The sequence below is a fragment of the Mycobacterium liflandii genome, assembly GCF_022354805.1.
Lineage (GTDB): Bacteria > Actinomycetota > Actinomycetes > Mycobacteriales > Mycobacteriaceae > Mycobacterium > Mycobacterium marinum.
Genome location: NZ_CP023138.1, coordinates 5373385 through 5385722, shown reverse-complemented (window position 1 = coordinate 5385722; position 12338 = coordinate 5373385). Strand labels below are relative to the sequence as shown.

Annotated in this window: 9 protein-coding genes and 2 pseudogenes; 7 read left to right on the top strand and 4 right to left on the bottom strand. The window is 68.5% G+C overall.

From position 1 onward, the window contains the following. The first annotated feature begins 529 nt into the window (after positions 1-529). The 5 genes and pseudogenes from CKW46_RS23880 (at position 530) to CKW46_RS23860 (ending at position 6019) form a co-directional block, all read left to right on the top strand. A complete protein-coding gene (locus tag CKW46_RS23880) occupies positions 530-1678 on the top strand; it encodes a thiolase family protein (RefSeq protein WP_015356864.1) in 1149 nt (382 codons plus the stop codon). Positions 1679-1731: 53 nt separating this feature from the next. Then, complete coding sequence (locus tag CKW46_RS23875; protein WP_238559659.1) at positions 1732-2478, top strand: enoyl-CoA hydratase-related protein; 747 nt, start codon at positions 1732-1734, stop codon at positions 2476-2478. Between the two features lie 427 nt (positions 2479-2905). Further along, positions 2906-3451 (top strand): PE family protein, encoded by a 546-nt coding sequence (locus CKW46_RS23870; RefSeq protein WP_158420158.1) that lies wholly within the window; start codon positions 2906-2908, stop codon positions 3449-3451. Positions 3452-3512: 61 nt separating this feature from the next. After that, a pseudogene (locus CKW46_RS23865) lies at positions 3513-4716 on the top strand (ISAs1-like element IS2404/ISMul1 family transposase). Beyond that, the gene (locus tag CKW46_RS23860; RefSeq protein WP_499019332.1) at positions 4685-6019 is read left to right on the top strand and encodes a hypothetical protein; all 1335 of its coding nucleotides are present in this window, start codon (positions 4685-4687) and stop codon (positions 6017-6019) included. The pseudogene CKW46_RS23865 and the gene CKW46_RS23860 overlap by 32 nt, the downstream one beginning before the upstream one ends. A gap of 6 nt (positions 6020-6025) precedes the next feature. Here CKW46_RS23860 and CKW46_RS23855 read toward each other — a convergent pair whose 3' ends face one another. Next, complete coding sequence (locus CKW46_RS23855; RefSeq protein ID WP_499019365.1) at positions 6026-6409, bottom strand: hypothetical protein; 384 nt, start codon at positions 6407-6409, stop codon at positions 6026-6028. Between the two features lie 15 nt (positions 6410-6424). On the opposite strand from CKW46_RS23855, the gene CKW46_RS23850 reads away from it, so the two are divergent. Together CKW46_RS23850 and CKW46_RS23845 are read left to right on the top strand one after the other, a co-directional pair. Further along, the gene (locus CKW46_RS23850; protein ID WP_499019330.1) at positions 6425-8788 is read left to right on the top strand and encodes a hypothetical protein; all 2364 of its coding nucleotides are present in this window, start codon (positions 6425-6427) and stop codon (positions 8786-8788) included. Further along, a complete protein-coding gene (locus CKW46_RS23845; protein WP_482052487.1) occupies positions 8788-9489 on the top strand; it encodes a hypothetical protein in 702 nt (233 codons plus the stop codon). Before CKW46_RS23850 ends, CKW46_RS23845 begins: the two co-directional genes overlap by 1 nt. Before the next feature lie 123 nt (positions 9490-9612). On the opposite strand, the gene CKW46_RS23840 is transcribed toward CKW46_RS23845, so the two are convergent. The 3 genes and pseudogenes from CKW46_RS23840 to CKW46_RS23830 form a co-directional block, all read right to left on the bottom strand. Next, positions 9613-10629, bottom strand: a complete 1017-nt coding sequence (locus CKW46_RS23840) for an NAD(P)/FAD-dependent oxidoreductase (protein WP_482052486.1) — start codon at positions 10627-10629, stop codon at positions 9613-9615. Next, entirely contained in the window at positions 10626-11135 is a 510-nt protein-coding gene (locus tag CKW46_RS23835) for an isoprenylcysteine carboxyl methyltransferase family protein (RefSeq protein ID WP_015356858.1), read from the bottom strand. Before CKW46_RS23835 ends, CKW46_RS23840 begins: the two co-directional genes overlap by 4 nt. Next, positions 11111-12296, bottom strand: a pseudogene (locus CKW46_RS23830) (type III polyketide synthase). The gene CKW46_RS23835 and the pseudogene CKW46_RS23830 overlap by 25 nt, the downstream one beginning before the upstream one ends. Positions 12297-12338 lie beyond the last annotated feature (42 nt).

Genomic DNA, 12338 nt, shown 5'->3' with positions numbered 1-12338 from the left:
CTTCTCCGCTGGCCGCACACTCGGAGACGGCCGCTATATTCGCGAAATCACAAACCCCGCAAGCTGCCTCGCGTGCATCTGAATCGTCCGTCCCCTGTCTGCCAAGCACACCGCGACCTCCCATAGCCGGATTAGGTTGCGGCTGGCGGCCATTGCGGGTGCGGCCGCAGAAACTGCAGTTTCGCCCGCATACGACATCGGGCCAATCCCGTCACACCTTATGCGCGTTGGCAGACAAGACACTATGATAATTGCGGGACGACATTTGCGTTTTCGCCAAAGCGCCTATCTTTGTGTCGCCGCGGGCGAAGCCTGTGAAATTTTGCGCGACTCGACGCGCGCGTCCGAGACCAATTGCCCCAGGGGCTGCTCGCCCGACGGCGTGGTGCAAGGGAGTTCGGTGCCGTCGCGGTGCGCCGGCTGAACTACCCCGGTCGGGCGCCGTCCACCCGCCTGGGCTTCAATAGATTGAAGATCAATGTGTTCCTGAAGTGCCTGACGTACGGAAAATGTCAAAGGAGACATCATCATGGCTGAAGCCGTCATCGTAGAAGCGGTGCGCTCACCGGTCGGCAAGCGCAATGGCGCGCTATCCGGCGTACACCCCGCGGATCTATCTGCGCAGGTTCTCAACGGACTGGCTGACAAGGCCGGCATCGACCCGGAGATCGTGGATGACGTCATCTGGGGCTGCGTCATGCAAGCTGGGGAGCAGGCGCTCGATATCGCCCGCACCTCGCTGCTGACGGCCGGCTGGCCCGAAACGGTCCCGGGCGTGACGGTCGACCGCCAGTGCGGTTCGAGTCAGCAGTCGGTGCACTTCGCCGCGGCTGGCGTGGTGGCCGGGCACTATGACGTCGTCGTCGCCGGCGGGGTGGAGTCGATGTCGCGAACCCCTATGGGTTCTTCGCTGGCCAATGGTGGGCGGCCGTATTCGCAGACCTTCCTGGAACGCTATGACGGCCGCATCCCTAACCAGGGCCTTGGTGCCGAGATGATTGCCGAGCAGTGGGGATTGAGCCGAACCATGCTCGACGAGTTCTCCTTGATGTCGCACGAAAAGGCAGCTGCCGCGCAAGATTCCGGGGCATTCGATGATCAGATCGTCGGCATCAAGGACCAGGATGGCAACCCCGTACTCAAGGATGAAGGTATCCGGCGCGGAACGCCGATGGAAAAGATGGCGGCGCTGAAGCCGGCGTTCAAGGAAGACGGCGTGATCCATGCCGGTAACTCGTCGCAGATTTCCGATGGTTCGGCGGCACTGTTGTTCATGTCCGCCGAAAAGGCTAAGTCGCTGGGGATGAAGCCGATTGCCAAGGTACACACCGCGGTACTTGCGGGGGCCGACCCGGTGATCATGCTGACCGCGCCGATCCCGGCAACCCAGAAGGTGCTCAAGCGATCCGGGCTCAGTATTGGCGACATCGGGGCATACGAGGTCAACGAGGCATTCGCTCCGGTTCCGCTGGCCTGGCTGCGTGACATCGGCGCCGACGAGAACCGGCTCAACCCCAACGGGGGTGCGATTGCGTTGGGTCACCCGCTGGGAGGATCGGGTGCTCGGCTGATGACCACGCTGCTGTACCACATGCGGGACAACGGAATTCGCTATGGTTTACAGACGATGTGCGAGGGTGGTGGTCAAGCCAACGCCACTGTCTTGGAGCTCTTGTGACAGACGCCGGTGACGACCAGCCCGCCGGGCTGGTCGAACACCGCGGCAATGTCATGGTCATAACGATCAACCGGCCCGAAGCCCGTAACGCCATCAACGGGGCGGTCAGCGTCGCGGTCGGAGATGCGCTGGAATCGGCGCAAAATGACCCCGAGGTCCGCGCCGTGGTGATCACCGGCGCCGGCGATAAGTCGTTTTGTGCCGGAGCTGACTTGTTGGCCATCTCGCGGCGGGAGAACATCTACCACCCCGACCACAACGAGTGGGGTTTCGCGGGCTACGTCCATCATTTCATCGACAAGCCCACCATCGCGGCAGTCAACGGCACCGCCCTATGCGGCGGCACCGAGCTGGCGCTTGCCAGCGACCTGGTGGTGGCCGACGAACGCGCCAAGTTCGGACTGCCCGAGGTCAAACGGGGGTTGATCGCGGCCGCCGGGGGAGTCTTTCGGATCGTGAACCAGCTGCCCCGCAAGGTGGCGATGGAGATGTTGTTGACCGGCGAGCCGATCACGGCATCCGACGCCTATGAGTGGGGCCTGATCAACCAGGTCGTCAAGCAGGGGGCGGTGCTGGATGCGGCCCTGGCATTGGCCGCCCGGGTCACCGTGAACGCGCCGCTGTCGGTGCGGGCGAGCAAGCGCATCGCCTACGGGGTCGACGACGGAGTTGTCGCCGATGAAGAACGGGGTTGGGAACGCACTATGCGCGAGATGCGATCCCTGATTCGATCCGAAGACGCCAAAGAGGGGCCGCTGGCGTTTGCGCAGAAGCGGGAGCCGGTCTGGAAGGCGCGCTGAAGCGCGCGACGACATCGGATGCGGCCGGACGGGTTTGGCTGGGCCGCTTTGGGTCCGTGTGTCGAGTGAATCTCTACGGGGTGGGCTAGTCGTGGCGCCCCGTTTGCCCGGGCGCACCGCCATGGCTTGATCGGGATTTCGTCTCAGCCCTGGCGGTGTGACTTCTACAGGTGAAGCGGCCCCGGTTTGATGTTCTGGTGCGTTCGGTACCTCGGTGTGTGCGATCTGTGTGACGGCAGACCGGTTGTCCTGTTTGGTGTTTCGGCTCGGACTTTGTCGGTGGGTGGGCGGTTGGGGGTCCGCTAGTCGTCTGCGGGTCCCTGCGGCTTGTGGCGGGTGATCGCGCGGTTTTGTTGTGAATGTATTGAGGTCGCGGTTGTTGGATCGCCTTGCTGGGTCTCTGTCGCTTGGGGAAGGCGGTTGTGAGGTGTCGTTTGTGTGGGTGAGTCCGGAGTTGGTGAGTGCGGCTGCGGCCGATGTGGCCGGTATCGGGTCGGCGGTGGGTGCGGCGAACACTGCTGCGGCGGCGGCCACTACCGAGTTACTGGCTGCTGGTGGTGACGAGGTGTCGGCGGCGATCGCGGAGTTGTTCGGCATGTACGGGCGTGACTATCAGCGGATCGCTGTTGGGGCGGCGGGATTTCACGCTCGGGTCGCGGCGCTGTTGGGTGCGGGGGCAGATTCCTATGGGTGGGCTGAGTCCTCAGGTGTGCTGTCGTTGCAGGGTTTGCAGCGCGATGTCTGGGGGATGGTCAACGCTCCTACGCAGATGTTGTTGGGGCGACCGCTGATTGGTGATGGTGCCGACGGGGGCACTGTGGGTGGGGTGGGGCAGTCGGGTGGGGCTGGTGGGTTGTTGTGGGGCAATGGTGGCGTGGGTGGGGTGAGTACCAGGGCTCCGGCGTTGTTGATTAGCAGGCTTGTGAGCTGGGTTGATGATCTTTGGTGCCGCGCTATTGGGGCCGGAGTGTAGGCACGGGCTCTCTGGAGAACGATCGAGTTGGTTACTGTTCGTCGTTGGTCTGGAGTTGCCCGTGCCTACCGTTTCAGTATTGCCTGTGTCGTCGGTTCCAGAGGTGTTCGACCGCTGGAGTCCTGGTGAGCGTAGCGAGCTCATCGGATCGGAGTTTCTCGGTGTGTTGGTCTCGGTGCCGGACCCGAGGGACCCACGCGGTCGGAGGTATTCGCTGATGGCTTTGTTGGCGATCGCGGTTCTGGCCACTGCCGCGGGGATGCGCGGCTATGCTGGTTTTGCCACATGGGCGGCCACCGCTCCCGATGATGTGTTGGCCTAATTAGGGGTCCGGTTCCGGCGGCCCAGTGAGAAGACCTTCCGCGCTGTTTTGTCTCGGCTAGACCCCGCCGACCTCAACGCCAGGATGGGCAGTTACTTCACTGCACACGTGGCCAGCAGCGACCCCAGTGGATTGGTGCCGATCGCGTTGGACGGCAAGATGCTGCGTGGTGCCTTTACGCGCCAAAGCGACAGCCACGCATTTCGTGTCGGTGTTCGCCCACCGTGCCCGATTGGTGCTCGGTCAACTCGCTGTCGCCGAGAAAAGCAATGAAATTCCCTGCGTACGTGCCCTGCTCACGCTGCTGCCGGGTAGCTTGCGGTGGCTGGTCACCGTGGATGCGATGCATACCCAGGTCGTCACCGCGAAGTTGATCTGCGCCACCTTGAAGTCGCACTACCTGATGATCGTCAAGTCCAACCAAGCCAAAATACTTGCGCGTATCACCGCGCTGCCCTGGGCCGAGGTGCCCGCAGCCGCTACCGACGACTCCCGCGGCCACGGCCGTGTCGAGACCCGCACCCTGCAAATCATCACCGCTGCACGAGGAATCGGCTTCTCCTACGCAAAACAAATCATCCGGATCACTCGTGAACGCTTGATCACCGCCACCGACCAGCGCAGCGTGGAGGTGGTCTATGCCATCTGCAGCCTGCCGTTCGAGCACGCCCGCCCTACCGCGATCATGACCTGGATGCGTCAACACTGGGGAATCGAGAACAGCCTGCACTGGATACGCGACGTCACCTTCGACGAAGACCGTCAAAGGGCACATACCGGAAACGGCGCACAGGTCCTAGCAACGCTACGCAACACCGCGATCAATCTGCACCGCCTCAACGGCGCCGACAACATCGCCGAAGCCTGCCGGATCACCGCTTTGACCGCCAACCGCCGCCTAGACCTCCTCAATCCACAATTCCCAAGCTCACAAGCCTGCTAATCAACAACGCCGGAGCCCTGGGGTGAGTACTAATCCCGGTGCTGTGGGTGGTGCGGGCGGCTCGGCGGGTCTGATCGGTGCTGGTGGCGCTGGTGGCGCTGGTGGCCGTGGTGGTGCGGGTGGGGCTGGTGGTGTGGGAGGTCGTGGTGGCTGGGTGTTCGGAGATGGTGGGTCCGGGGGTGTTGGTGGTTCCGGTGGTGTGGGTGTTGTTGGGGGTGTTGGTGGTGGTACGGGTGTGTTTGGCGGTGGTGGTGCGGGCGGTGCTGGTGGTGTTGGCGGTGGGACGGGCGGGTCCGGTGGCAATGGTGGGTGGTTGATCGGTGCGGGTGGAATTGGTGGCGATGGTGGGGCGGGTTTTGCTGGTTTGCCGGGTGGCTTTGCTGGCGGTGACGGTGGTGCTGGTGGCTTCGGTGGTGGCGGTGGCTTGTTTGGGGAGGGTGGCGCAGGAGGCGCCGGTGGTGTGGGCGGCGCGGGTACTAGCGGTGGGGATGCGGTTGTTCCCGGTGGTGTCGGCGGTGTCGGTGGATCTGGTGGGGCTGGCGGGGCCGGAGGCTCTGGTGGTGGCGCTGGCGGGCTGGGTACCGCCGGTGATGGTGGTGTTGGAGGTGTTGGTGGCGTTGGTGGTGGCGGTGGTGTCGGGGCTAGTGGTGTGGGCCATCAGCTTGCTGGCGGTGCGGGTGGCGCGGGTGGCGCGGGTGGCGCGGGTGGCGCGGGTGGCGCGGGTGGCGCGGGTGGTGCCGGTAGTGCGGCCGGTGCTGGAGGTGCAGCCGGCCAGGGACGTGGCGGCACGGTTGGCGCTGCAGGTGTTGGTGGCACTGGTGGTGTAGGTGGTGATGGTGGTGCCGGGGACTCCGGTGCGGCTGCGAGCGTTCCGGGCGGTGCCGGGGGCACCGGGTGGGCCGGTGGCGCCGGCGGTGCTGGCGGCGCCGGGGGTGCGGCCGCAGCTGGTGGTACTGCGGGTGTTGGCGGCGCCGGTGGTGATGGTGGCGCCGGTGGTGTGGGTGCCGAAGGGGCTGCAGGTGCAGGTGTTGTCGGTGGTGGTGCTGGCGGTGATGGCGGGGCCGGGGGTGCGGCCGGAGCCGGTGGCAGCGGCGGCGGGGGCATTGGGGGTGGAAAAGCCGGAACCGGCGGCGGCGGTAACGGCGACACCTACAGCACTGGCGGTGCCGGCGGGATCGGCGGGGCCGGTGGCGCGGCCGGTTCAGCCGGTGGCGCGGGGGCCGGTTCAGGCGGCGCCGCCGGTAGTGCCGGTAGTGCCGGTAGCGGCGGCGATGGCGGTGCTGGTGGCGCCTCGGGTCCTTAATTGGGCTCAAACCTTGGTTACGCCGGCGGTGTTGGTGGTGACGGTGGTCAAGGTGGCCAGGGTGGGGCCGCCGTCGGCGGGCTTGCCGGAGCCGCCGGTAGCGGTGGTAACGGAGGCGCCGGCGGCGCCAGCGCAGTCGCCCTCGTAGGCGGTGCGGGCGGCGCGGGCGGCCAGGGTGGCACGGCCGGCGACGGCCCAGGCGGGGTGGGAGGTCATGGCGGTAGCGGCGGCTCCGGGGGTATCGGCGGGACCGGCGGCGACGGGTACCAGTCGGGTGACGTCGGCGGCCAAGGTGGCGAAGGCGGCGCCGGAGGGGCAGCCGGGGCTGGCGGTGAGGCCGGGGCCCAGGGACTGGCTGGCGCCGGCGGTACTGGCGGCACCGGTGGGCAAGGCGGAACCGGGGGCATCGGAGCTCAAGGCAGCAACGGGCACGGGGTCGGAGGGCGCCCGGGTACGGCCGGCGCTGTCGGGGGTGCTGGTGGTGCAGGCGGCCAAGGTGGTGCGGCCGGGTTGGATGGCACAGCTGGTGATGGTGGTGTTGGTGGCACCGGTGGGCGTGGTGGTGCTGGTGGTGCTGGTGGTGACGGGGCTGGCGGTGTGGGCCATCAGCTTGCCGGTGGTGCGGGTGGTGATGGTGGTGCCGGTGGTGCGGCCGGAGTCGGAGGTGCCGCCGGCGCCGGCAGTGGCGGCGTGGTTGGTGCGGCGGGTACCGGTGGTATCGGTGGCGCCGGGGGCGCCGGGGGTAATGGCGGGGCCGGGGATACCGGTGTGGCTGCGAGCACCCCGGGCGATCCCGGGGGCGTTGGTTTTGCCGGGGGTGCTGGTGGTGCTGGGGGCGCTTCGGGCGTGGGGGGTGTCAACGGTGTTGGTGGTGCCGGTGGCGACGGCGGGACCGGTGGTGCTGGTGGCGCCGGCGCTGGTGGGGATCGCACCGACGGTGGTCGAGGTGGTGTGGGTGGCGCCGGAGGCGATGCCGGGGCTGGGGGCGTGACCGGTGCCGGTGGTAGCGGCGGCGGGGTGGGCAATGCCGGAGTTGGTGGCGCGGGTGGCGTTGGCGGGGCTGGCGGTGCGGGCGGTGCGGCTGATGGGCCGGGCTTGTTCGGCTATGACGGCGGCGCCGGCGGTGCCGGCGGGATCGGTGGCGCGGCTGGCGTTGGTGGGAGCAACGGTGCCGGCGGTACTGGCGGTGCCGGTGGTGTTGGCGGTGTGGGTGCTGATAGTGGGTTGGCGTCGAGGCCCGGCGGGGCCGGTGGCGCTGGTGGCACCGGCGGTGCCGGGGGTGGGGCTGGATCCGGTGCTGGTGGCCTGGGTGCCGGTGGTGACGGCGGGACCGGCGGTGCCGGTGGTCTGGGCGGTCGCGGTGGCGCTGGTGGTTCGAGCACGACCGTGGCTGGTGCCGGTGGTGGCGGCGGCCGGGGCGGGGATGGCGGGAGTGCCGGTGGCGGCGTAGGCGGCGGCGGTGTGGGCGGTGCGGCCGGGTCTGGTGGTGCCGGCGGTGCTGGTGGCAGGGGGATCGATAGCTACGCGGCGGCCGGTGGGCGTGGTGGTGATGGCGGTGCGGGCGGTATCGGTGGAGGTGGGGGCCTCTCCGGGATCGGTGGTGCGGCGCCCAGGGCGGTAGCGGTGGTGCGGCCGGTACTGGTGGGGATGTTGGTGGTAGTCCCGGCGAGGTGGGCGGGGCCGGCGGCGGTGGCGGCTTCGGAGGTGCCGGTGGTGCGGGTGGTGTCGGTGGCGGTGCTGGCGGTAGCGGTGGTGTCGGTGGTAGCGGTGGCAACGGTGGTTTGGGCGTGGCTACCGGTGGTGCTGGTGGTGTCGGTGGCCAGGGCGGGGCTGCCGGGGCCGGCGGGGCGGCCGGTGCCGGGGCCACCGCGGCCGGTGCCGGCGGGGTCGGTGGTCTTGGTGGCGACGGCGGTAACGGTGGCAACGGAGTCAGGGGCGCCGCTGGTGTCGCCGGTGGTGATGGCGCCGTTGGCGGTGGCGGCGGTGCAGGCGGTGCGGGCGGTCAAGGCGGGGCCGGCGTCACCGGCGGCAGCGCCGGCGCCGGCGGCCAAGGCGGCAACGGAGGACTCGGCGGTCCAGGTGGCGACGGGGGTAGCGCGGTGCGCTATCAGAGGGTCGGGGGTGCCGGAGGTGTCGGCGGTGTCGCCGGGGCCGACGGCGGCGGGGCAGGAGGCTCCGGGTGGGCTGGCGGCGCGGGCGGTGCTGGCGGGCAGGGCGGGGCCGCCAACGGTGGTGTGGCCGGTGACGGCGGTAACGGTGGTGTCGGTGGTGTCGGTGGCAGAGGCGGGGACGGGGCCAACGGCGCCCCCGGCGGCGGGATCGACGGCACCGGTCGCCCCGGTGGCGCAGGGGGGCAAGGGGGTTCCGGTGGCAGGGCTGGCTTTGGGGGAGCCGCCGGCGCGGGCGAAGGCGGCGAGTACGGCGCTGCGGGTGTTGGCGGAAACGGGGGCGACGGTGGTGCTGGCGGCCGCGGCGGCTACGGGACCACTGGTTCGGGCGGTCTCTTCGGTGGCAGCGGCGGTCACGGGGGCGTCGGCGGAATCGGCGGCAACGGTGGTTCCGCCGCGGCCGGGGGCGTCAACGGTAACGGCGGCAACGGCGGTATCGGCGGGAACGCTGGCGATGCCGGCAGTGGCGCCAATGGCAGCCTGCTATATCACGCTGGGGACGGCGGGAATGGCGGCAGTGGCGCCATCGGTGCGGCAGCCGGCGGGGCAGGAGGTGCCGGCGGCAATGGTGGGACCGGCGGCAATGCTGGCATTGGCGTAATGCGCGGCGCGTCTACACCCGCGTTGGCCGGCGACGGCGGGGTCGGAGGTCCCGGCGGCTTGGGTGGCGTCGCCCGCTCCGTCGGTGGCGTGGGTGGCGTCGGCGGCGACGGTGGCAGCGGCGGAACCGGCGGCATCGGCACCACCGGCAACTCTGCAACCAATGGCTATGGCGGTGCTGGCGGTGCTGGCGGCGCTGGCGGAGTTGGCGGCAATGGCGCCTTTGCTGCATTGGGCACGGGCGGTGCCGCCGGTAGTGGCGGTGGCGGCGGCACCGGTGGCGCCGGAGGCGTGAGCGATTCTCCCACCACATCGAGATCTGTCGGCGGTGCCGGAGGCGTAGGTGGCGTCGGCGGCAATGGCGGTATTGGTGGCAACGGGCAGATCGGCGGCGACGGTGGTAGCGGAGGGGCTGCCGGTGCGGGCGGCGCAGGTGCACAGAATCTGACCCGCAGCATCCAGTCGGCCAACTTCGGTGGTGCCGGCGGCGCCGGCGGTGTCGGTGGTTTCGGAGGGGGCGGCGGCGATTGCAGTGTGCCTCTTTCGCCTGGAAACGGTGGCGACGGCGGGAACGGTCAGCCTGGCGGGCCCGGAGGCGCCGGCGGTGGGGCTGCCTCCGGCGGCGCGGGCGGATATGGCCAATTAGGTAATGGGGCCGCCGGCGCCGATGGCAATAACGGCACCCCCGGCGCGGACGGCTGACAGTGAGCTGCCGAGGAGATCGGCCCGATCTGGATTCGGGCGGGCAACGATGGCTTTGGTGGCGCCGGAATGACCGGTGGCCGGGGTGCGCAGCGTCGGCCTGGTGTCCGCCTGACTGGGCCGTCAGCTTGCCAGGATGTTTACCCCATACCGGAACACCAGGGGTAACAGTGCGCATGCTGGCACGATGGCACGGCGCGCCGGGCGTGGCGCACTGGCCAGCACCAGCCCGCGCGTGAGCCAGCGGTAGCTGCGCGTAACCCCATGCCACGCAGCCTCATACGACGCCGGGTCATTGTCGGCGATGGCGCGCACCGCGGCGGCCGCTTGCTTGACGGCCAGGCTGATGCCCTCACCGGTCAGCGCGTCTTCGTAGCCGGCGGCATCGCCGACCAGCAGCACGCGTCCGGCGACGCGGCGCGAGACTACCTGTCGCAGCGGGCCGCAGCCCCTCGCGGCCCCGGGACTGGCGCCCCGTAGCTGCTGTGCAAGCCATGGGAACCAATCGATTTCAGGTCGCTGACGGGACAAGATCGCCACCCCGACCAGATCCGGTTCTACCGGGGTGACGTACGCCTCGCCCCACGGAGACCAGTGCACTTCGACGAACTCCGACCAAGCCGGCACACGGTAGTGCCGGCGCACGCCGTAGCGTCGTGGAGTACCGGCCGTCGCCGTTATTCCGACCGCGCGTCGTACCGCGGAATGCAGGCCATCGGCTGCCACCAACCATTTGGCGCGCACACCCGCGGCGGTCACGCCGTGCGCGTCTTGGACGACATCGGTTACCCGCGTTCTGATCCATTCCGCATCTTGCTCTTTGGCGCGGGCCGCCAGCGTTGCGTGCAATGTGGTGCGGCGCACGCCCCGGCCCGGCCCGGTGCGAAACCGCGCCTCGGCCCGGCGCTGCTGGCTTACATACGCGATGCCCTGGAACGGGACGCCGGCTGGGTCCACATCGAGGGACTTCAGCTCCGCCAGACCACCCGGCATCAGTCCCTCGCCGCACGCCTTGTCGATCGGGCTCTCCCGCGGGTCTCCGACGATGACCGAGAGCCCCCGTTTTCGTGCGTTCAATGCGGTGGCGAGTCCGCCGGGGCCACCGCCGACGACCAGCACGTCGGCGTCGTAGGTCGTCATGAGTAGCCCAGCACGGAGTTCTCCACCCGCAACCGCACGGTCAGCAAGATGGCGTTGGCCACGGTGAAGCTCAGCGCGGTCACCCACGCGGTGTGCACCAGCGGCAGGGCAAACCCTTCGGCCACCACTGCAACATAGTTCGGGTGGTGCAGGAACCGGTAGGGCCCTTTTTGCACCAGCGGTTCGTCGGGCAGCACGATCACCCGGGTGTTCCAGCGTCGCCCCAGCGACGTCACACACCACCAGCGCAGACCCTGGCTGAGCACCAGCACGGCCACCATCGGCCAGCCGAGCCATGGGATGAACGGGCGATGCAGGGCCCAGGGTTCGATGACGCAGCCCACCAGCAGCAGCGAGTGCAAGACAACCATCACCACGTAGTGTGGTTGGCCAAACTCCTTGCCGCCCTGGGCAAAAGACCAGCGCGCATTGCGCTGGGCTATCACCAGCTCGGCCAAGCGTTCGACGACGATCGCCAGAATCAGCAGGTAATACGGACTTGCCACGTCAGCAACACTAGTTCAGAACAGAACGCGGGGCCCATCGCGATCATCAGTCCGATCGAACCGGCCGGCGGCGGGTCGGCCAGGTTGGCCCGCAATACATCCAAAATGGACACCGAAGAAAGATTTCCGTTGTTGCGTAGCGCGTTTCGTGTGTGAGCGAGGGCATCTTCGGGTAGCCCCAGCACGGTCTCAACGGCCTCGATCACGCGGGGCCCGCCAGGATGGCAGACCCACGTCGTCACATCCTCGGGGTCAACCCGTGGTCGGCCAGGAAACTGCGGACGTCCTCGCCCAGGTACTTCTCGGTGACAGTGGCGACGTCGACCGACAAAACGATTTGAAAGCCGCTGGTGCCGATCTTCCAGCCCATGACGTTCTCGGTGTTGGGGTAGATCCGGCTGCGGGTGGCCAGCACTCGAGGGCCGGCATATCCGTTTGACGCCGCACCGGCCCCCGAACTCGGTGCGCCCCCTTGGTGACCACGGCCGCGGCGGCGTCGCCGAACAGGCTGGAGGCAACCAGATTTGCCACCGAGTTGTCGTGGCGCTGAATCGTCAGTGAACAGAGTTCCACCGCGAGCAGAGCGCCCACCTGATCGGGGAATCCGCGCAGGTAGTCATGCATGCGGGCCACCCCGGCGGCACCGGCCACACAGCCCAGACCGAACAACGGGATGCGTTTGACGTCTTCGCGCAACCCCACTCGGTGAGCCAGTCGCGCCTCCAGGGTGGGTACGGCAAGACCAGTGACGGTGGTGGAGAAAATGACATCGACTTCGGAGGGCCTGAACTTTGCTTCGTCCAGCGCCGCCCGCAGGGCCTGCTCGCCCAAGTCGAGAGCGACGTCGACGAAGGCGTCGTTGGCCTCGGTAAAACCGCTGAGCTCGGCATAGCGTTCCAGCGGCAATGCGGTGTGGCGGGCCTCAACCCCGCTGCTGAGCGCGAACCGGCGAAACTCCGGACCGGCGAACTCGGTGAGCGCCCCGATCGCCTCGGCCTGGTGGTAGCGGTTCGGCGGGAACTTCACGGCCACCCCCGCCACATGCGGATCTGTCTTCGAGGTTTGCGTGCCCGCTGGCCGCTGCAAGTTGAAGCACGATGATCTACCCCCGGTGAATGTGTTCATGTGGTCAGTCACGTTGTCGCTTCCGGATCGGTTCAGACCGGCTCCTGCCGGATGGCCCGGCTTCCCCGCGGCCCCACC